This is a genomic window from Leuconostoc sp. BM2 (assembly GCF_002095565.1).
Lineage (GTDB): Bacteria > Bacillota > Bacilli > Lactobacillales > Lactobacillaceae > Leuconostoc > Leuconostoc falkenbergense.
The window spans coordinates 13,923-35,307 of sequence record NZ_MOWQ01000001.1 but is presented as its reverse complement, the minus strand read 5'-3'; the positions used below and the strand labels follow the sequence as shown (position 1 = coordinate 35,307).

Sequence of the window (21,385 nt, the reverse complement as noted above, 5' to 3'; positions counted from 1 at the left end):
CATAAACGTGTATAATAATTGATATGATAGAAAAAGGACCACAATTTAATCAATGGTACGAAGAAGATACTGAGGTTGATGAACTATTACGTGATGCGGAAGCCAACGCGGCAGAGCAGCGCGATGAATTATCATTACGGCCACAACATTTACGTGAGTATATTGGACAGACACCACTCAAAGAAGAGCTGGCTGTTTATATTGCTGCTGCCAAGCAACGAGAAGAGGCGCTGGATCATGTACTGTTATTTGGCCCACCAGGATTAGGCAAAACTACGTTAGCGATGATTATTGCTAATGAAATGGGGGTCCATATCAAGACGACATCAGGTCCTGCTATTGAGAAACCAGGTGATTTAGTGGCATTGCTAAACGAACTTGAGCCAGGTGATATTTTGTTTATCGATGAAATTCATCGGATGCCAACCAACATTGAAGAAATGATGTATTCAGCGATGGAAGACTATTTTGTTGATATTATGGTTGGGCAAGGGCCGACTGCCCGTGCAGTCCATTTTCCTTTGCCACCTTTCACGCTAATCGGTGCGACAACCCGACCTGGTATGTTATCGAAGCCACTGCGGGATCGATTTGGTATCATTAACGCGCTTCAGTTTTATACACCAGAAGAGTTGCAACATATTGTGGTCCGTACAGCTGATATTTTGAATGCACCTGTTAAGCCAGAAGGTGCTTATGAAGTTGCTCTACGGTCACGCGGTACACCGCGAATTGCCAATCGCTTATTAAAACGGGTAAGGGATTTTGCACAAGTACAAGGGAAACAAGCAATCGATAAAGAAATTGTTAGTGTTGGATTGGATAAATTACGTGTTGATAATCGTGGCTTAGACGAAACAGATCATAAATTTTTGGAAACGATGATTGCTTATTATCATGGTGGGCCAGTTGGCTTAAATACAATTGCGGCTAATATTGGTGAAGAAGCTGAAACATTAGAGTCCATGGTTGAACCTTATTTGTTGCAGATTGGCTTTTTGCAACGCACCCCGCGTGGGCGTGTGGTGACGCAAGCAGCTTATGAGCACCTTGGCATACCTTATCAAGAGGAACTAACATGAACTTTATCATTTCTGATACACATTTTAATCATGAGAAAATTTTATATTTTGATAAATCAAGAGCAGATGCATTGCGTAATTTAGGTATTGATCCCACAGTTACGAATATGGATGAGTATCTTGAAAACCAATGGAACGCTACGGTAAACGATGATGATGTTGTGTATTTTTTAGGTGATTTGGGTATGTTTCGTAAGAAGCAAGATTTTGTAGCACAATTGGCTCGCCTAAAAGGGGAAAAAGTTTTTTTCAAAGGCAATCATGATCATTCTGACCAACTAAAAGCTGCCTTGAAGGCACCTGAAACAAAACTCATTGAGGTGGTAGATACGGCAAAGACTATTAAAATAAATGGCATTCAGGTTTGGTTAAGCCATTACGCAATTGATTTGCCATATCCAATTTTGTCGGTGCACGGTCACATTCACGAAGCAGAGTACGAAAGCCCTAGTATGGTCAATTTATCGCTTGACTCTGTTTTGATGCAACAATATCCTTTTGGTCAACCATTGTCATTTGATAAGTTATGGCCGGAATTAAAAAAGCGGTTAGAAATGATTGAACAATCATATGTGATTGAGCCGGAAAATAAGCGATTTGACCGACAAGTCGAGCGGGCATTTGATGAAGTCATTACCATCAATAAACCGACACCCATACAACGGCATGAACTCGCCTTATTGGTTGAATATCTCAACAAGAATCATTTAACTTATGCAGACGTGTTAGACCGATTTGACATTCCTAACGTGAACAAACAGCTGTCAGTTGACGAAAAAGCAGCTGTCTCACAGACAGGATATGAATTTGAAAAAGCAACAGGATTGGCTGGTAACAGCGGCGGAAAAGGAAACTAATAATGACAACAGAGAAACACTATACTTTATCAGATTTTGATTATGATTTACCAGAAGAATTGATTGCACAAACGCCTTTAAAGCAGCGGGATGCCTCACGCTTGTTGGTCCTTAACGCAGAGACAGGTCAATATGAGGATAAGCATTTTTATAATATTTTGGACTATGTCAACGCCGGAGATGCAATTGTGATGAATAATTCACGCGTTTTGCCAGCACGTTTACATGGGGCTCGACCAGAGACAGGTGGTCATGCCGAAGTCCTATTGTTGCGACAAGATCATGGTGACGTTTGGGAAACATTGGTCAAACCGGCAAAAAAATCACCAATTGGCTCGACAATTGTGTTTGGGGATGACTTAGACAATCCGATTATGACAGCTACGGTTGTTGGCGAATTGGAGCATGGTGGTCGCTATATTGAATTCCATTATGATGGGATTTTCATGGAATTATTGGAGCAGTTAGGTGAAATGCCATTGCCACCTTATATTAAAGAAAAGTTAGCTGACCAAGAGCGTTATCAAACTGTTTATTCAAAAGTAGATGGTTCCGCTGCCGCGCCAACCGCAGGGTTGCATTGGACGCCTGAATTATTAGACAAGGTTCGAGCTAAGGGTGTTAAAACAGTTGAGCTAACACTTCACGTTGGGTTGGGAACATTTAGACCAGTTGATGAAGAAAATATTGACGATCACAAGATGCACAGTGAGTTTTATCAATTAAGTCAAGAGGCAGCGGATCAATTGAATGAAGTGCGTGCTAATGGCGGACGTATTATTGCTACTGGTACGACGTCAATCAGGACGTTAGAAACAATTGGGTCAAAATTTGACGGTGAATTAAAAGCTGATTCTGGTTGGACTGATATTTTCATTAAGCCCGGTTATCATTGGACTGTTGTGGATGCATTCATAACCAATTTCCATTTACCTAAATCAACGCTTGTCATGCTGGTGGCTGCTTTTACTGGCCGTGATAACATTTTGAATGCTTATGCACATGCTGTTGAAGATAAATATCGCTTCTTCAGTTTTGGAGATGCCATGTTCATTCACAAATAATAGAGGTATAAATGAATGAAAAAAAGAACAACAACACTTTTAGCCGCAAGTTTGGCTTGGGGTGGTGCTATTCTTGGCACGAATCAACTTTTTAGAATGGCCACAGTGGCTAGTGAAAAAACTGTTGTTCCAGATGATGTGTATCCGGATAATGTCTTATTTGCTAATCAAGAAAGATTTAATCGATTACCACGAGAGACTTGGACGTTAACTACGTTTGATGGCTTGACATTGAAAGCTTGGTATGTCGCTAATCAGCACAGTGAAAAGACCGTTATTTTGAGTCATGGCTGGCGTATAACAAAAGCTAGAATGGCAACTTTTGGTGACTTGTTTTACAATTTAGGGTTTAACGTTTTAATTCCAGATAATCGGGCGCATGGCGAATCAGGCGGTAAATTTATTGGGTTTGGTTATTTGGATCGATTTGACTATCTGCAGTGGATTGATATGGTCTGTCAGAAGGATCAACGTCAGAAAATTGTTTTGATGGGGATGTCCATGGGAGGCACAACGGTTCTGTCAGTCAGTGGTGAAAAGCTACCAAATAATGTAAAAGCCGTAATATCTGATTCGGCATATACAAGTGCCTATGATGAACTAAAATATCAGGCGGGACATATGTTTCATTTGCCGGCTTTTCCTGTTTTAAATGTGTTAAATTGGATGTCTGGTTGGCGGGCTGGTTTTCAATACTCTCAGGCAGACGCTCGTCCTTTAATTGCAAAAAGTCAATTGCCTACATTGTTTATTCATGGCTTGGCTGATGATTTTGTGCCGACAAAAATGGTTTACGAATTGATCGGGCAACATCAGGGAGAGCACGTTGTATGGTTGCCAAAGGGCGCAGGTCATGTTGCTGCTTTTGAGGAATATCCAAAAGAATATATTGAACGAGTTGCTACTTTTTTGAATCAACACGTATAAGTCGCGTTATTAAACGCTTTTGTTTGGGTAGTAGTTCAAGCAAGCTGATTTAATAGCCGATGTCAAGAAAAAATATGGAAAAACAGATGGCTTAATCTTCTGATAAAATGACACTAATAGTGAAAGAGAATGTGAATATGTACGAATATATTAACGGATTAATTACTAATATTACACCAGCCTATATCGTGATTGCCTCACGGAGTGGCGTTGGATATCGTCTTTATACGGCGAACCCCTACCGTTTTGAGGAAAATGTTGAATCACATGTTTATGTGCAACAAATTGTCAGAGAAAATGACATCAGTTTGTTTGGATTTATTGATGCGAATGAAAAGGCATTGTTTAACAAGCTTTTAAATGTTTCTGGTATTGGGCCTAAAAGCGCCTTAGCTATTTTGGCCAGCGCTGATGCTACTGGATTAGTCAATGCGGTTGCAAATGATGACAGCGCATATTTAACACAGTTTCCAGGTGTTGGTAAAAAAACTGCACAACAAATTGTATTGGATTTAAAAGGTAAATTAGATGATCTAGCGGTTGAAAATGGCGTGGCAACATCATCCACAGCGTCAAGTGATTCTCGTGCACTTGATGATGCACTGGAAGCACTCTTGGCACTTGGCTACACTAAAAAAGATGTTAAAGTGGTAGGTGAGCAATTAAGTCAAACAAGTGATTCCACGGATGGTTATATTCGTTCTGGTTTGAAGATGTTGGTGAAATAGTTCGGTTTTTACTGCCAATACGTCCAAGAATTGACCTTGTTATTTAGGCGTTTTTTTTGTATGATAAGTAAGCTAATAAATTATTGGAGGTCGTCATGGTGATTATTACTGCGGGCATGATCGGCGTTGGGAAAACGACATTAACAGGCTTAATTGCAGAGCATATGGGTACACAAGCATTTTATGAACCAGTAGGTGATAATCCTGTGCTACCCCTTTACTATTCAGATCCAAAGCAATACGGCTTCTTGCTTCAAATTTATTTTTTGAATCGTCGTTTTGACATGATTAAACAAGCGTTTGCTGATGATAACAATGTGTTGGATCGTTCTATCTATGAAGACGCTTTGTTCACTGAGGAAAATCATAAAGATGGCAATATTTCAGATGCTGAAATGGATGTCTATACAAGCTTACTTGATAATATGATGGCTGAACTGCAAAAAATGCCTAAAAAAGCACCTGATTTGATGGTGTATGCGGAGACTGATTTTGAAACGATTTTGTATCGCATCAAAAAGCGCGGTCGCAACTATGAACAATTTGAAAACAATCAGGGATTGCGTGATTACTATTTCAAGATGTGGTCAGCTTACCGCGATTGGTTTGATGATTATGATGCTTCGCCAAAACTCAAAATTGATTTACAAACATACGATTTAGAGCAAAAAGACAATCAACAAGTGATTCTGAACCAAATTGATGACGCTCTAAAAGCAATTCGTTAACATTGACACCACATCGTGGTGTTTTTTTTCGAACAAAAAAACCTACCACAATGAACATGGTAGGTTAAAAGTACATATTAAGCTTTTTTCTCTGTTTCCAATAAATTACGAATTTCTGTCAAAACTTCCAGTTCAGGATTAACTTTAACAGCTTCTTCTTTATTAGCCTTGAAGACACGGTTAATTACCTTGACTAGTATGAAGACAACAAATGCTGTGATCAAGAAGTTAATTAAATCGTTTAAGAAAGCGCCATACTTGAAAGTTAACGTTTTGCTAATGACTAATTGTAACTTATCCAAATCTGAATGACCACCAGTTGCAAAAGCGATGATTGGTCCAATCAAGTTAGTTGTCAATGACTTAACCAAACCAGTGAATGCACCACCGATGATAACACCGACTGCTAAATCAAGCACGTTTCCGCGCATAATAAATGCTTTAAACTCTGATAACATAAAAATATCCTCTAATCTTACTAATCTAATATAACTCCATCATACAGGATAATCGTTGATTTACCAACATATTAACAGTTTTGTTCATTTAATTTTCATTTAATTGATATAAGTTTAACTTTTGGTTGATATATTGTCATCATTAAGTAAGTTTAAGGAGTGTTATCATGGATTTTATCAAACGAGCTGGTTTGTATTTACGGCAAAAAATTGGTCGAACTGCACTCATTACCTTGGTGATGAGTGCGATTATGATCTTTGTTTTAGCGGGTATAATTATCCAAAATGCGGCGATTCAAGCAACTAATAGTGCTAAAAATGCTGCAGGAACAACTGTTACTTTAAGCGCTAATCGTGAAAAAGCCTTTGCGGCAATGCGAAAAAGTCAGGAAAGTGCATCATCGTCAAGCAGCAGTTCCTCGACGACGCGACCAACTATTTCCTTGCCTGGGGTTAGTATAACCACAGCTGAAAAAATAGCTGCGCTAAGTAATGTGGCAGGATATCAGTTTAGTAACAGTGCTTCTGTGAATGCGAGTGGTTTCACAGCGATTACAACAACATCAAAAAGTGGAGGTGCTCAAGGCGGGCCATCAGGTGATACATCCACCCAAGGTGATATTACCATTAGTGGTGTATCCACAACAGCTGCCGAAACTAATTTCAAGTCAAAAGCCTATACGATTACTTCTGGTAGGGGCATAACATCAGCAGATAAAAATACGAATAATGTGGTAATTGAAAGTGAATTAGCAACAAGCAATAAGCTAAAAGTTGGTGATACCATTAAAGTCAAAACAACTGCCACGACTTCTAAGACATACGAAATGAAGATTGTCGGTATCTACAAAGCCAAGACAACTTCTGGCAGTTCGTCACAAGGTGGTCCAGGCCAACAATCTGATCCAGCCAATACTATTTTCAGTAGTTATACATTCGCTGGTACGGTAAATGGTGACAGTACCACAGTTACAAGTGTTGTTTACACACTGACGGACTCTTCTAAAGAAGCTGCCTTTACAAAAGCTGCTAAAAAATTAGTATCAAGTAGTTTCAGTTTAACCTCAAGTTCTGAAACATATGCTTTGCTGATGAAACCAATGAAAAACGTTCAAAGTTTTGCCAATAAAATTGTTTGGGTTGTTGGTATTGCTGGCACAATTATTCTTGCCTTGATCACTGTATTGATGATTCGTGAACGTCGTCATGAAATTGGTGTATTAATGTCATTAGGTGAAAGCAAAGTTAAAATTGTACTGCAATTGTTCTCTGAATTATTTGCTATATTAGTTGTTTCACTAGTCATTGCAGGTGTTGCTGGTAATTTTGTTGGTAATGCTGTTGGTAAACAACTTGTTTCACAGCAAACAACTGCTACACAGACTACCACAGCCGGTGCAGGATTTGGTGGTGGAAATGGCGGCGGATCTGGTGCACCAACAACTGGTCAAACGAATCGCAACACAATGTCAGCAACAGGTAGCCAAGTACAAACCTTAAAGACGAAGCTAAGTGGTTCGGCGATGGCTGAATTAGGTGGACTAGGATTAGGTATTATCGCTATCGCAGTTGTTGCAGGGTCAACACCAATCTTCCGCTTGAAGCCCAAAAAGATTTTGTCAAATGAATAAGGACCACGTGAAAAAACAAAAGGAGTTAGTCAATGACATTAGCAATCAAAAATTTGACACATCAATATAACGCGCAGGAACGCCCTTTATATGAAAATGTTAATATGACATTTGAGCCCCGCACACTTTATAGTATTGTTGGTCAATCAGGCTCTGGTAAAACAACGTTGTTAAGCTTTTTGGCAGGTTTGGATACGCCATCCGAGGGAACAATTACACTAGATGATCAGGATATCTAATCTTATGGCTTAACCAAATATCGGAACCAAAAAGTAGCCATTATATTTCAGGCTTACAATCTTCTAAATTATATGACTGCCGCTCAAAACGTTGCTTCGGCTTTATCAATGACAAAATCCAAGCATACTGGGGATAAAGATTATATATACAGCACGCTTAATAAACTTGGCATTGACAGCTCACTGGCTGACAAAAATGTACAACAATTATCTGGTGGTCAGCAACAACGTGTCGCTATTGCCAGAGCGTTGGCAGTGGACGCCAAAATTGTTATTGCTGATGAGCCCACTGGTAATTTAGATGAAGAAAATACACAAGAGGTGATTAGTATATTTCAAGAACTGGCTCACGAAGTTGGGAAAACAGTCATAATTGTTACTCACGAACCAAACGTTGCCAAAGCTGCTGATATTCAAATCAGTCTCAAAAATCGTCAGTTTACAGTTGTTTGAATCTACTATCATACGTATCGCCTTTATTACAATAAGCTTATAAAAAATGTCTGTTTTGAGTTTTCAAACAGGCATTTTTAATTGACAACCCTATCTTTTAAATGTATAGTATATGGCATAAACCATTTAGGAGAATAACATGGGTACCAAAAAGACAAAATATTTGGTTGTAACGACCTTTTTTATGGCTATTGTGCTAATTCAAATGATTGTACCATGGTTAGGAATGCTACCACTTGGCGCATTTGTTGTTGGCGCCTCTGCGACAATTATTCAGTTTACAGTCGCTATCGCGGCGATTATATTAGGGCCCAAGTATGGTGCATTTATTGGCGGTTTTTGGGGTGTATTATCATTTATAAACGCGTTAACACATCCTGGTACGATTGGTTCATTGATGTTTCAAAACCCGTTGACAGCGATTGTACCAAGAGTCTTGGTTGGTTTGTTAGTTGGCTATCTATTCAACACCTTATTCCGCAATCGTCAAGCAGGTACGAAGGTTTTGGGATTAGGCTTGCTAGGCTCGGTTGCTGCGATAGTTAACACAACGGGTGTCGTATTGTTGACAGCTTTTGGGTTCACCGTCATGCATACCAATTTTACTGGTATTCCGACACATGGTATCTTGCCTTGGTTAGTCGGTATTGTCTCATTTAATGCAATTTTTGAAATGATAGTTGGTTTTATTGAAGTCGGCCTTGTTGCTGGTGTTTTGTTACTCATTGCAGAAAAAGCTGACATTAAAGGGTAATTAAATGCGTCCACCCAGACTCGAACTGGGAGCAAAGACTTAGGAGGTCCCCGTTTTATCCCGTTAAACTATGGACGCGGTACTCATAAATTATACCGATTTTAGGCGATAAAAACAAATATTATATTGAGAAATCTTCAATGGAATAATGTATACTAACAATAGATAAGTATAAGAGGTGATTATCATGACCAATAATAAGACAAAATATTTGATTGTAGCGACCTTTTTTATGGCGATTATTTTGCTACAAGTGTTAGTGCCATGGCTCGGATACATTCCACTAGGCGCTGTGATTGTCGGCGCGCAGCCTACAATTATTCAATTTACTGTGGCACTAGCGGCTATCATTTTAGGTGGCAAGTGGGGTGCGTTCTTGGGTGGTTTTTGGGGTGTGATTACTTTATGGCAAGCTTGGTCAACTCCTGGCACGATTGGTTCATTGATGTTTCAAAATCCTTTCACCGCGCTTGTTCCAAGAATTTTGATTGGTGCTGTTGTGGGCTGGTTATTTAATCGGTGGCTTCGTCAGAAAAAGGCTGGTTTGCGTACACTCGGTTTGGGTGCTTTAGGGGCATTATCTGCTCTCATCAATACAGTAGGTGTGGTATTATTCACAGTAGTAGGTTTTACAGTGATGAAAACCAATTTTACTGGTATTCCGAATCATAATTTGTTAGGATGGCTGGTTAGTCTCGTATCATTTAATAGTTTATTTGAAGTTATCACTGGTGTTATTCTTGTTACTTTTATTGGCAATGTTATAGTGCCAATGGCGCAAAGGGCTGGCCTTAATGGATAAAATACAAAGCTTTGATGATCATCAACTTCGTGATAATATAAAAAGTCAATTTCGATATTGAAATTGACTTTTTATATTATTGAAGTCCAGTTTGTGATTTGCTACTAGCAATCAATTGGACGTTAGTTTCACTGCCACTCGGTGTAAATACAATGACCACTTTGGCGCCGCTTTGACTTTGCCACGTGGCATAGGCATATTGGTTATCGGCCGTCAAATAGGTTGGGGCGCCATAAGTTTGTTGAACGCTATCATACGAGACGCTACCTAAGCTTAAATTGTTATATGCTGAAAGTGTCCAATTACCAACACTGGTTGCAACACTACTTGAAGTGGCACTTGATGAAACACTACTGCTGTTGGTTGAACTATCAACAGGTGCTTGTGTTGCATTTTGCTTTGCACTATTAATAGCAGCCGCAACTTCGCTACTAGCACTCGCTGGTGCTTGTGCCACAGTCACAGTGCTTGAACTTTCAGCCGAAACAACTTCACTACTAGAAGATACCATTGTAGTTTCTGAACTAGAGGTTGCTTTTTTTGCCGTCGTTTTTTTCTTTTTACTTGAACTGGTACTTGATGATGAAGTTGTTGTTTTGATGTTATTTGATTGGTGTCCAAGAACTGTGAAACTGACAATCAACAGGACGACGATGATCACTAATGCAATAATTAAATTCCGCTTTTTGTGAGACTTTTTAAAGGGTTGACGCTGCATGAAAAATAAATTCCTTTCTGAAGTAGGGTGGCCATTGCCAATTATCTGATCCACTAGCAATAACCGAAAGTATGCTACACCAATAATAACAGAAAATGAGAGAAAAGTATGTTAAAATAGAAACTAGTGACGTATCGAGACAAGCAACAAGGATGACCTCAGTGTTTTAAGACCAGTAGAATCCTGTTAAGATTTATACGAAAAAAGAAAAAGCAAACAACGTTGTTGCTTGCTATTTTCCAATACCATTTATAAGGAAGAATTATGACTAATTTAAGTATTATTCCGTTTGGCGGAGTCCGTGAAAACGGGAAAAACATGTATGCTGTGACTGTGAATGACGAAATTTTTATTTTAGATGCTGGGTTGAAATATCCTGAAACTGATCAACTCGGTGTGGATGTGGTTGTACCAGATTTTGAGTATTTAATCAAAAATACAGATAAAATTGCTGGTGTATTTTTATCACATGGACACGCTGATGCGATTGGGGCATTACCTTATTTTCTGCAACAAGTAAATGTGCCAATATTTGGTTCTGAGTTAACGATTGAATTAGCTAAACTGGCTATCAAGGAGCAAGACGCCTTAAAAGATTACGACGATTATCATATTGTCAATGAAAAAACGGAAATTGATTTTGGCGATGTCAAGGTATCATTTTTCAATACTACACACTCAATTCCAGAATCGCTAGGGATTGTGCTAGGGACTGAATACGGGCAAGTTGTATATACTGGCGATTTCAAATTCGACCAAACTGCTGAAAGTTACTATCGGACAGATATTGCACGTCTAGTTGAAGTTGGGCAAAGTAAAGTTTTGGCATTGTTGGCCGATGCGGCTGGTACAGAAGGTGGCGCTGACTCAGTTAATGAATCGAAAATTGGCGATTATATCTTAGAGACTTTCCGAGACAATAAAAAGAAGCGTATTATTGTTGCTGCAGTTGCCTCAAACATTCAAAGAATTCAGCAAGTAATCAATGCCACTGCTGCAACAAAACGGCAACTGGTTTTGTCAGGGAACGATATTGAAAATGTCGTGAGAACAGCAATTCGTTTGAAAAAGTTGGATTTGCCAATCCCTGAAAATAAGCTTTTTGTGAATTTGAAAAATGCCAAAAATTTGGCAGCTGGTCAAACCGTCATTCTAGAAACCGGTCGAATGGGAGAACCAATTAAACATTTGAATCGTATGGCTAATGGCGAGGATAAGTATGTTCATATTGGCGAAGAGGACTTAGTGTTTATAACAACGACGCCTTCAACTGCAATGGAGGGTGTTGTTGCGAAGACACGTGATATGCTGTTTAAGCAGGGAGCAGATGTTAAACAGATCAGTAATGATATGCGGTCAAGTGGTCATGCCTCACGAAATGATTTACAAATGATGATTAACATTATGCAACCAGAGTATTTTATGCCTATTCAAGGTGAGTATCGCGTGATGACGGCCGCAAAAGACGCTGCTGAAGAAGTCAATATTCCCGAAGACCATATCATGATGGCTATGAAAGGTGATCAATTCAAATGGTTAGATGATCACTTTGAGTTACAAGATTCATTTACAATTGGTGAAACACTAATTGATGGCGCTGGTATTGGGGATATAGGGAATGTGGTTCTACGTGATAGACGCATTTTATCTGAAGATGGTATTTTTGTTTCTGTTGTGACGATTGATCGTAAAAAACGGCAAGTTGTTTCAAAACCTAAGCTGACGTCGCGTGGTTTTGTCTATGTTAAAGCAAACCGTGACTTAATGAAAGAAGCTTCAGACTTGACGATTAAACAAATTGAAGACTACCTCAATAATACGAAGAATTTTGACTGGAATGAGCTGAAAAATAGTGTTCGAGAAGTACTTTCAAGATTCTTGTTTGAACAGACTCGTCGTCGCCCAATGGTGATGCCCGTGGTAATGGAAGTTAATCAAAACAGACGACCAAATAACCATAAGTCAACGGCGACACAGTCTGGTGCACAATCAAATAAGCGCCAAACACCAAAAAAACCAAATAATCCCAATGTTACTAAGGTGACAAAGGCTGTTAAGAAAGGACCACGTCGTCCAAACAATCGCCGTCCGCAACCTAAAGCGGCTGAATAACAAAAATCCCAACTCAAGTGAGTTGGGTTTTTGACTAATCAAGAAAGGAGTATCGTAACAATTATGAGTTGAGTTTTAATTGTCATAATTTGTTATGTGACCGAAAAAATGACTGACCATATTACGCCAGAAACACAGGAACTTATTAACCGTGCGCAGGTGGAAATGAAACAAGAAAACTGGCACGATGCAGCAGAAACACTGGCTGATTTATATGAAAGTTTGCAGACTTTTGATATTAACAATCGCTTAGTGACAGCCTTATTTATGGATGAACAATATCAATTAGCATCTTCTTATGCTGACGATTTTTTGGCAGAATATCTCGATGATGAAACACATTTTCGCATGATAGTTGCACTGGCAGTCCAAAATCAGAGCTTTGTTTATGCGCAACAATTGGCGATGTTATGGGATGATGAACAGACACAGTCAGAAATTTTAGATGAAATCAGAACGGCTGAAAATCATGCGAAAGAAACAATGGCAACAACTTTAGCAACGATTAGTCGTCAGTTTTATCACATGAGCGACTACGACTTGGATGCGCAACGTAATCGTTACGAGGCTGCTAGAAGGCTACCGGTGGCTGATTTTGTTATCGGCGCTAAATTTTTATTAGTTGATCCATTTGCCTTGCCGCTAATACGCGCAACTTTGTTAGAAGATTTACAAAAGCTAGATATTCAAGAACCCGTTCAATATCGCTGGTTAGATGAACAACTTTACACTATCCGTCTTGACCAAATTAATCCATTGACGAGTTCCGAAGTTTTTGAAAAAATTGCGACATTAATTGACGATCGATTGGGTCAAGAAGATCCTGTAGCGTTGGAAATGTTAGCCCATCAAATGAGATTAGAGCTAACACTTTTGTACCCACAAACTGACGACGTGATTATTGATGCTGACAGCTGGGTTGATAGCAGTCTAGATCACTACTATGGACAATCAAATCATACTGAAGTTGGACTGCAAAAATATTGGCATGATAAAGTAAATGAAATTACAAACAGCTTTTTTGAAAATTAATGTTAAAAGTGTTTACATTTTCTTAATAAGTCGGTATAATAATTTTTGGCTTCAAGAGCCGGAAAAATGCAAGTTACTTGTTGTCTTTTGACGGCTTGCGTTGTAAAATATATTTATAAACATTTTTCAGAATTACTGAAAAATGAATTTTGGAGGAAACTACATTGGCTAAGGAAACTTACGTTCGCACTAAGCCCCACGTTAACATTGGTACTATTGGACACGTCGATCACGGAAAGACGACTTTGACTGCTGCTATTTCAAAGGTATTGTCTGAAAAGCAAGGTAAAGTAGCAACTGATTTTGCTGAAATTGATAACGCGCCTGAAGAAAAAGAACGTGGTATCACTATTAACACTTCTCACATCGAATACGAAACTGAGAAGCGTCACTATGCCCACATTGATGCCCCAGGTCACGCGGATTACGTTAAAAACATGATCACTGGTGCCGCTCAAATGGATGGTGCTATTTTGGTTGTCGCTGCAACTGATGGTCCTATGCCACAAACGCGTGAACACATCTTGTTGGCACGTCAAGTTGGTGTTGACTATCTTGTTGTGTTCTTGAACAAGACAGACTTGGTTGATGATGAAGAATTGATCGACTTGGTTGAAATGGAAGTTCGTGAACTTTTGTCTGAATATGAATTCCCTGGTGATGATATTCCTGTTATCAAGGGTTCAGCATTGAAGGCTTTGGAAGGTGACCCTGAACAAGTTAAGGTTATCGAAGAATTGATGGATACTGTTGATTCATACATTCCAGAACCAAAGCGCGAAACTGACAAGCCTTTCTTGATGCCTGTCGAAGACGTCTTCACAATTACTGGTCGTGGAACAGTTGCTTCTGGTCGTGTTGACCGTGGTGTATTGACTACTGGTACTGAAGTTGAAATCGTTGGTTTGAAGGATGAAGTTAAGAAGACTACTGTAACTGGTATCGAAATGTTCCGTAAGACTTTGGAAGAAGCTCAAGCGGGTGACAACATTGGTGCATTGTTGCGTGGTGTTGATCGTAACGAAATCGAACGTGGTCAAGTTTTGGCAAAGCCAGGTTCAATTCAAACACACAAGAAGTTCAAAGCCGAAGTTTATGTTTTGAGCAAAGAAGAAGGTGGTCGTCACACACCATTCTTTACAAACTACCGTCCACAATTCTACTTCCACACAACAGATGTTACTGGTGTTGTTGAGTTGCCAGAAGGTGTTGAAATGGTTATGCCTGGTGACCAAGTGACATTCGAAATCGAATTGATCTCACCAGTTGCCATCGAACAAGGTTTGAAGTTTACTGTTCGTGAAGGTGGCCACACTGTTGGTGCCGGTACAGTTACTGAAATCGAAGACTAATATTATTAGTTTTACAAGGACATGCATTGCGTGTCCTTTTTTTTTATAAAAAAACAAGTATGCTATTGCATACTTGTTTGGTGTGATTATTTATGTGTCTCAGTCTCGCTGTCTCGTCCTAAAGCAGCTGTTCGTGCAACATCATCTTCCTTTTCATTTGGTAAAATGAATAAGTCATCTATCGGGGTTGTTTGTGTTTCTTCACGATTAACAATTTTTGCCATTATGATCCTCCACTTTTTCTTAATTTTACATTATTTTTTATGCAAAAATATACATTTTATTCAAATTATTATGTATATAAACTGCATATATATGATAATCATGTATAATATAAATTAATAATTCGAAACGGAGAGCGATATGGCTGATTTATTGGTGATTGAAAATTTAACAAAAAAGTTTGGTGACAAAATAGTTTTTAAAGATATTAACGTTAATGTAAAGAAAGGCGAGGTAATTGCTGTCATTGGACCATCAGGTGCTGGTAAATCAACATTCTTGAGAGCTATCAATATGTTAGATAAACCAACAAGTGGCGAGGTTTTGTTTGAGGAAAACCAACTGACTAGTTTAAATGAAAATCAGCTTGATCAATTGCGTGAAAAAATGGGTATGGTTTTTCAAGGGTTCAATCTATTCCCAAATCTGACAGTTCTTGAAAATATTAAATTAGCACCCCTTAAAGTTAAGGGGCAAGATGATAAAATTGCCACAGAAACAGCCAAGCAGTTATTGACGCAGGTCGGACTTTCTGACAAGGCGGACCAATATCCCGCAAGCCTTTCTGGTGGACAAAAGCAGCGTGTTGCAATCGCACGTGCATTGGCCATGTCTCCAGATATGTTGCTTTTTGATGAACCGACTAGTGCATTAGATCCAGAAATGGTTGGTGAAGTATTGGCGGTAATGAAACAATTGGCTGAGGATGGCATGACAATGATTGTGGTCACACATGAGATGGGATTTGCCCGAGAAGTTGCAGATAAAGTTTGGTTTATGGCTGATGGCGGCATTCAGGAAATTGCTGAACCTAAAACTTTCTTTGAAACGCCCAAAACAGAACGCGCACAAGATTTTTTACAGAAAGTTCTATAATCTCTTGATTGCGGTTGATACTTAAATTTACTGAAAATGATGTAAGTTAGTAAAAGCGCTTACATTTTCGAAGAAATAGCGTTATAATAAAAGTATCAAGAACGATAAGAGGTTGGGTCATGGCATATCAGAATATTTTAGTAGCAATCGACGGATCAGATGTATCAAACATTTTAATAAAAAAGGTGGTTGAATTTGCTCCAGAAGCACACATTGACATTTTAACTGTTGTTGACACCAATGGCGGTGGCTATTTTGGTTCAATTGCGATGAGTGATGATGTTGTTTATCAAATGGAGCAAGATGCTGAAGCGTCAATTAACAAAGCTTATGAATATGCGCAGAGTTTAGGTCACACTGATGTTGATGTTCATGTTCGTTTTGGATCACCAAAGCAAGTTATTGCTCGACATTTTCCTAAGGATCACAAAAATGATTTGATTGTGATTGGGGAAACAGGGTTGAGTCGACTACAACGGGCAATGGCGGGAACTGTTCCATCATTTGTGACACAAGTTGCTAATACAGATGTTCTCATCATGCGTACTTCTGAAAAGTAAAAAAACACCAAATGTTGAAAATCATTTGGTGTTTTTTATTTGGCCTCTTTAATAATCGTGATGTTCGTAATTTTGACAGGATCAACTGGTTTTGAAGCTTCTCCTGAACTACTGTCTTCAACCTTTGCTTCAGCAATTTTGTCTACTACTGACATGCCTTTGATTACTTGACCAAATACTGTGTAATCACCATCTAGGCTAGGCACACCGCCTTTTTTATAGGCATCATATATTTTTGAAGGGTAATTATTTTCATCGACTTGCTTTGAGAGATTCTTTTTATTTTGAACGATGAAAAATTGGCTACCATTTGTGTCTGCTCCAGCATTGGCCATTGATACGGCGCCACGAATATTATAAAGTGATGTGCTAATTTCATTTTTGAAACCATTACCACTGTCAATACTGCTGTCTTTACCTTTCCAAATTGACTCTCCGCCTGAGCCGTCACCTTTGGGGTCACCACCCTGAATCATGAAGTTGTTAATCACACGGTGAAAAATTGTATTGTTATAGTAACTTTGTTTGGCATGGGTGATAAAGTTTTCAACAGCTAATGGTGCATATTTGTTGAATAGTTTGATAGTGATATCGCCATAACTCGTATGCAGCGTTACTTCACTTTCATTCTCAGATACAGCATTAGTCAATTGAGGCAAAGCAACTTTTTCTAACTTTGGATCCTTTTTTGTGGTTGAAGTCGCTGAGTTTGCTGAGTTAGCGAAATGCTGGTAGCCAACAATACCAGCAATTAGTAGTACAAGAATCACCGCCATTATGATTTGTGGTGCAAATTTTTTCATGATTAAATCCTTTCAATGATAAATGTCTGAGTTGCAGATGTCGTATAGTTAGCTTGATTGAAATCTTCTGGAATAAGTTCTGACAAATAATCTAGCCAATCTTTTGGCGTTGCATTAAATTTTGTAATCAAGAGACCACCATGTGTTAGTTTTGGCAAAACCAAGTCAATTTGATTGATAAAATGTGGTGGTTTGTCATTTGTGTTCTCTGTATCAGATGAATAATCAAAAATTGCAATACTAATTTGTTTTCGTTCACCCATATCAGTGCTTAATTGCTGCGTCAGATTATGACCAAGCAGAGTGACACGTTCTGATAGCCCGCTCATGAAGAGAGATGCGGCTGCGGCGTTGGCGTTATCTTTTGTTGTTGCGTAGCTCAATACGTGACCTTCGTTGCCCACGCGTGTTGCTAAAAAACGTGTATTAACGCCATTAGCTGTTGTTCCATCCAAAACCAAATCACCGATTTTAATATTTTGTTCAATTATTTGATGTGTAAATGTGTTACTTGAGGGAATCATCAGGTACTCCTTTATTGTTAAAAAATAGTTGTTGACTGATATAAAGCATTGTGTATGCAATTGCCATCCCAGCGACTATATCACTCGGGTAGTGAACGTTGACATAAACACGACTAATGGGAATTAAAATAATTAATCCAAGTAATAAGCAGGAAGCTACACGACGTTGCCAATTAGACTTTAGATGGCGATGTAAGATGATAATCAAGCTACCATACAACAAAACAGATACCATTGCATGACCAGACGGGAAACTAAATCCAGATGTAGGGACTAAATGAGGTGTTGGGCGCGGTCGGGTGATAATGTTTTTAACAATTTGATTGCTTAATCCTGCAAACACAATCACATTAAATCCAATAAATAGTGTTTCGCGATAAAAATGGTGGTAGATGAGCCAAAGTGAAATAGTTATCAGAATAATTGCACACCAACTGACATTACCAATACTAGTAATCGTCGTGAAAAACCAATTATGTTTATGATCGTAATGTTGAATTAATTGCTGCCCAAAGTTGTCAAATTGCTGAATGAACTTAGCTTTTAATAAAACACCAACTGTTAAAGTAATAAAAACTGCCAAAGATATGCAAGGGAGAATAGAAATTTTTTGTATTTTACGCATATAATGATTATACCCGATTGCGTAAAGATGTGATATAATGAAAGCATTACAGTCAACATTAGTAAGTATGGCGGGGTTGTAGAGAATAAGTGGCGCTGTAAACTTATCAAACAAAATACGGAACTCGGTTGACTGAATTACGGGTGAAATGTCAAGTAGTCTGTAACGTATGCTCGCGTTAAGGCAATTAGAGACGTAGTCGTACGTGAACATAGGTGGTACCGTGAATTCAAATTTCACCCTATGTCATGCTTTTTTGCATGGCATAGGTTTTTTTATTTGAAGGTGGTTAATCTAACGGTTTCTTGATGTTCCAACTTAAATAAAGCACACAAAGGAATAAATTATGGCATATAATCACAAAGAAATTGAGCATAAATGGCAAAAATATTGGGAGGATAATCAAACTTTTAAAGCGCCAGATCAATCAGATAAACCAAAGTATTATGTGATGGATATGTTTCCCTATCCTTCAGGGCAAGGGCTGCATGTTGGACATCCAGAAGGGTATACGGCAACAGACATTGTTAGTCGTTACAAGCGCGCCAATGGTTTCAACGTATTACATCCAATTGGTTGGGATGCTTTTGGGTTGCCGGCTGAACAATATGCTATCAAAACTGGTAATAATCCAGCTGGTTTTACAAATAAAAATGTCCAAGTTTTTAAAAAGCAAATCAAGTCTTTAGGTTTTTCGATTGACTGGTCACGAGAAATTAATACAACCGATCCAGAATACTATAAGTGGTCACAATGGATTTTTGAAAAGTTGTACGAAAAGGGTTTGGCTTACGAAGATGAGATTATGGTTAACTGGGCCCCAGATTTTCCGGGTGGTGGCATTGTTGTTGCCAATGAAGAAGTTGTTGACGGTAAGACTGAACGTGGTGGTTATCCTGTCTATCGCAAACCTATGAAGCAATGGGTTTTGCGTATTACTGCGTATGCAGATCGTTTGTTAGATGATTTAGAAGATTTAGATTGGCCTGAAGCGATTAAAGAACAACAACGGCATTGGATTGGTCGATCAACTGGTGCTTCTGTTAACTTCAAAGTTGATGGTTTTGATGACGAAATCGAAGTCTACACCACACGACCTGATACGCTCTTCGGCGCTAAATATATGGTGCTGTCGCCCGAGCACGACCTAATTGAAAAAATTACAACACCAGATCAAGCAGAAGCAATTGCTGCATATCAGGAGATTGTTGCCACAAAGTCTGATCTTGAGCGGACTGATCTTAATAAAGACAAGACGGGCGCCTTCACTGGTGCTTACGGTATTAACCCTATAAATGGCGAAAAATTGCCAATTTGGATTGCTGATTATGTATTGGCGTCATACGGTACAGGTGCAATTATGGCGGTACCAGCTCATGATGAACGTGATTATGCCTTTGCTAAGAAATTTGATTTGCCAATTACACCTATAATTGCTGGAGGCGACGTTAATGAAGCCGCATATACTGGTGATGGCACGCATATCAATTCTGGATTTTTGGACGGATTAAACAAGCAAGAGGCTATTGATAAAGCGATTGAATGGTTGGAAGACAATCACGCAGGACATAAACAAGTCAATTACCGATTGAGAGACTGGATTTTCTCTCGCCAACGCTATTGGGGTGAACCGATTCCTGTCATTCATTGGGAAGACGGGACACAAACTCTCGTACCTGAGGAAGAGTTGCCACTTCGTCTGCCAGAAATGACACAAGATCAGTTGAAGCCTTCAGGAACAGGAGAATCGCCACTTGCCAATGCAACTGAGTGGTTAAATGTGACACGAGAAGATGGTGTTAAAGGACGACGTGAGACCAACACTATGCCACAATGGGCGGGATCTTCTTGGTATTTCCTGCGTTATGTGGATCCACATAATTCAAAGGTTTTAGCAGATCCAGAAAAGTTGAAATACTGGATGAATGTTGATTTGTATGTTGGTGGTGCTGAACACGCTGTTTTGCATTTATTGTATGCCCGTTTTTGGCATAAGTTCTTGTACGATTTGGGTGTTGTACCTACTAAAGAACCTTTCCAAAAACTTGTTAACCAAGGCATGATTTTAGGTGAAAATCATGAAAAAATGTCTAAATCAAAAGGCAATGTGGTTAATCCAGATGAGATTGTTAATGATTATGGTGCCGACACACTACGCGTATATGAAATGTTTATGGGACCATTAACACAAAGTAAACCGTGGTCTGAAGAAGGTGTTGCTGGCTCACGTCGTTGGTTGGATCGTGTTTGGCGATTACTAGTTGATGATGAGGGAAAGTTGCGTGATCACGTAACGACAGTTAACCCTGGTGATTTAGATAAAGTTTATAATCAGACGGTGAAAAAAGTAACTGACGACTTAGAAAATATGCGTTTCAATACGGCTATTTCACAATTGATGGTTTTCGTGAATGAAGCTTATAAATCAGATGCTTTGCCAATTCAGTATATGAATGGCTTTGTACAAATGTTAGCACCGATTGCACCATTTTTGGCTGAAGAGTTATGGCAAAAACTTGGTCATACGGAAGGTGTTAGTTATGAACCTTGGCCAACATATGATGAAAAACAACTTGTTGAAGACACAGCCGAAATTATTTTCCAGGTCAACGGCAAAGTACGTGGTAAGGCAACTGTCGCCATAGATATTGACAAAGATGCTATGGTCGAAGCTGCTAAAGCAGATGATAATGTCCAAAACTTCATTAACGGCAAAGAAATTCGTAAAGTTATTGCGATTCCTGGTAAGTTTGTTAATATTGTAGTAAGCTAAGAAATTACATGTTGTGGCATTTGTCAATTTAGAATGTTGCGCAAATCCTCACTTAGGTGAGGGTA

The 21,385-nt window shown here is 38.9% G+C and carries 21 protein-coding genes, 1 tRNA gene and 1 pseudogene; 16 read left to right on the top strand and 7 right to left on the bottom strand.

The features are described 5' to 3' along the window. Window positions 1-23: 23 nt before the first annotated feature. The 6 genes from ruvB (at window position 24) to BMG01_RS00145 (ending at window position 5,386) form a co-directional block, all read left to right on the top strand. A complete protein-coding gene (gene ruvB / locus BMG01_RS00170) occupies window positions 24-1,082 on the top strand; it encodes a Holliday junction branch migration DNA helicase RuvB (protein WP_004914871.1) in 1,059 nt (352 codons plus the stop codon). Beyond that, the gene (locus BMG01_RS00165; RefSeq protein ID WP_036067712.1) at window positions 1,079-1,939 is read left to right on the top strand and encodes a metallophosphoesterase; all 861 of its coding nucleotides are present in this window, start codon (window positions 1,079-1,081) and stop codon (window positions 1,937-1,939) included. Before ruvB ends, BMG01_RS00165 begins: the two co-directional genes overlap by 4 nt. Window positions 1,940-1,941: 2 nt before the next feature. Next, window positions 1,942-3,003: a tRNA preQ1(34) S-adenosylmethionine ribosyltransferase-isomerase QueA gene (gene queA / locus BMG01_RS00160; protein WP_004914876.1), complete on the top strand. Its 1,062-nt coding sequence runs from the start codon at window positions 1,942-1,944 to the stop codon at window positions 3,001-3,003. Window positions 3,004-3,018: 15 nt separating this feature from the next. Then, window positions 3,019-3,930 (top strand): alpha/beta hydrolase, encoded by a 912-nt coding sequence (locus BMG01_RS00155; RefSeq protein WP_004914878.1) that lies wholly within the window; start codon window positions 3,019-3,021, stop codon window positions 3,928-3,930. Between the two features lie 137 nt (window positions 3,931-4,067). Beyond that, window positions 4,068-4,658, top strand: a complete 591-nt coding sequence (gene ruvA, locus BMG01_RS00150; protein WP_004914880.1) for a Holliday junction branch migration protein RuvA — start codon at window positions 4,068-4,070, stop codon at window positions 4,656-4,658. A gap of 95 nt (window positions 4,659-4,753) precedes the next feature. Beyond that, on the top strand, window positions 4,754-5,386 hold the full coding sequence (locus BMG01_RS00145) for a deoxynucleoside kinase (protein ID WP_004914881.1): 633 nt from the start codon (window positions 4,754-4,756) through the stop codon (window positions 5,384-5,386). 77 nt (window positions 5,387-5,463) lie between these two features. Here the strand turns inward: BMG01_RS00145 and mscL are convergent, their stop codons facing one another. Continuing rightward, complete coding sequence (gene mscL / locus BMG01_RS00140) at window positions 5,464-5,844, bottom strand: large conductance mechanosensitive channel protein MscL (protein WP_004914883.1); 381 nt, start codon at window positions 5,842-5,844, stop codon at window positions 5,464-5,466. 167 nt (window positions 5,845-6,011) lie between these two features. Here mscL and BMG01_RS00135 point away from each other — a divergent pair, with 167 nt between their 5' ends. From BMG01_RS00135 to BMG01_RS00125, 3 genes and pseudogenes are all read left to right on the top strand, one after another. After that, the gene (locus BMG01_RS00135) at window positions 6,012-7,475 is read left to right on the top strand and encodes an ABC transporter permease (RefSeq protein ID WP_004914886.1); all 1,464 of its coding nucleotides are present in this window, start codon (window positions 6,012-6,014) and stop codon (window positions 7,473-7,475) included. 32 nt (window positions 7,476-7,507) lie between these two features. Beyond that, window positions 7,508-8,167: pseudogene (locus BMG01_RS00130) on the top strand (ABC transporter ATP-binding protein). 139 nt (window positions 8,168-8,306) lie between these two features. Then, window positions 8,307-8,921, top strand: a complete 615-nt coding sequence (locus BMG01_RS00125) for an ECF transporter S component (RefSeq protein WP_004914894.1) — start codon at window positions 8,307-8,309, stop codon at window positions 8,919-8,921. A gap of 5 nt (window positions 8,922-8,926) precedes the next feature. Here the strand turns inward: BMG01_RS00125 and BMG01_RS00120 are convergent. After that, window positions 8,927-8,999 (bottom strand) — tRNA-Arg (locus BMG01_RS00120). A gap of 109 nt (window positions 9,000-9,108) precedes the next feature. Here BMG01_RS00120 and BMG01_RS00115 point away from each other — a divergent pair. After that, complete coding sequence (locus BMG01_RS00115) at window positions 9,109-9,723, top strand: ECF transporter S component (protein ID WP_004914897.1); 615 nt, start codon at window positions 9,109-9,111, stop codon at window positions 9,721-9,723. A 76-nt stretch (window positions 9,724-9,799) separates the two neighbouring features. On the opposite strand, the gene BMG01_RS00110 is transcribed toward BMG01_RS00115, so the two are convergent. After that, a complete protein-coding gene (locus BMG01_RS00110; protein WP_004913779.1) occupies window positions 9,800-10,441 on the bottom strand; it encodes a hypothetical protein in 642 nt (213 codons plus the stop codon). 264 nt (window positions 10,442-10,705) lie between these two features. On the opposite strand from BMG01_RS00110, the gene BMG01_RS00105 reads away from it, so the two are divergent. The 3 genes from BMG01_RS00105 to tuf all read left to right on the top strand — a co-directional run bounded on the left by BMG01_RS00105 (window position 10,706) and on the right by tuf (window position 14,937). Beyond that, entirely contained in the window at window positions 10,706-12,553 is a 1,848-nt protein-coding gene (locus BMG01_RS00105) for a ribonuclease J (RefSeq protein ID WP_004913777.1), read from the top strand. Between the two features lie 108 nt (window positions 12,554-12,661). Next, on the top strand, window positions 12,662-13,585 hold the full coding sequence (locus BMG01_RS00100) for a hypothetical protein (protein ID WP_004913774.1): 924 nt from the start codon (window positions 12,662-12,664) through the stop codon (window positions 13,583-13,585). Between the two features lie 164 nt (window positions 13,586-13,749). Continuing rightward, a complete protein-coding gene (gene tuf, locus BMG01_RS00095) occupies window positions 13,750-14,937 on the top strand; it encodes an elongation factor Tu (RefSeq protein WP_004913772.1) in 1,188 nt (395 codons plus the stop codon). Between the two features lie 86 nt (window positions 14,938-15,023). Here the strand turns inward: tuf and BMG01_RS11245 are convergent, their stop codons facing one another. Beyond that, entirely contained in the window at window positions 15,024-15,161 is a 138-nt protein-coding gene (locus BMG01_RS11245) for a hypothetical protein (RefSeq protein WP_004913767.1), read from the bottom strand. Between the two features lie 139 nt (window positions 15,162-15,300). Here BMG01_RS11245 and BMG01_RS00090 point away from each other — a divergent pair, with 139 nt between their 5' ends. Together BMG01_RS00090 and BMG01_RS00085 are read left to right on the top strand one after the other, a co-directional pair. Then, window positions 15,301-16,035, top strand: a complete 735-nt coding sequence (locus BMG01_RS00090; RefSeq protein WP_004913764.1) for an amino acid ABC transporter ATP-binding protein — start codon at window positions 15,301-15,303, stop codon at window positions 16,033-16,035. Between the two features lie 119 nt (window positions 16,036-16,154). Beyond that, complete coding sequence (locus BMG01_RS00085; protein WP_004913761.1) at window positions 16,155-16,595, top strand: universal stress protein; 441 nt, start codon at window positions 16,155-16,157, stop codon at window positions 16,593-16,595. A 35-nt stretch (window positions 16,596-16,630) separates the two neighbouring features. Here the strand turns inward: BMG01_RS00085 and BMG01_RS00080 are convergent, their stop codons facing one another. The 3 genes from BMG01_RS00080 to BMG01_RS00070 are packed head-to-tail and all read right to left on the bottom strand — an operon-like array spanning window position 16,631 to window position 18,547. Further along, a complete protein-coding gene (locus BMG01_RS00080) occupies window positions 16,631-17,398 on the bottom strand; it encodes a peptidylprolyl isomerase (protein ID WP_004913759.1) in 768 nt (255 codons plus the stop codon). Window positions 17,399-17,400: 2 nt separating this feature from the next. Next, entirely contained in the window at window positions 17,401-17,922 is a 522-nt protein-coding gene (locus BMG01_RS00075; RefSeq protein WP_004913756.1) for a hypothetical protein, read from the bottom strand. Continuing rightward, complete coding sequence (locus BMG01_RS00070; protein WP_036067711.1) at window positions 17,906-18,547, bottom strand: phosphatase PAP2 family protein; 642 nt, start codon at window positions 18,545-18,547, stop codon at window positions 17,906-17,908. Before BMG01_RS00070 ends, BMG01_RS00075 begins: the two co-directional genes overlap by 17 nt. Window positions 18,548-18,893: 346 nt before the next feature. On the opposite strand from BMG01_RS00070, the gene leuS reads away from it, so the two are divergent. After that, complete coding sequence (gene leuS, locus BMG01_RS00065; RefSeq protein WP_004913750.1) at window positions 18,894-21,320, top strand: leucine--tRNA ligase; 2,427 nt, start codon at window positions 18,894-18,896, stop codon at window positions 21,318-21,320. The last annotated feature ends 65 nt before the right edge of the window (window positions 21,321-21,385 follow it).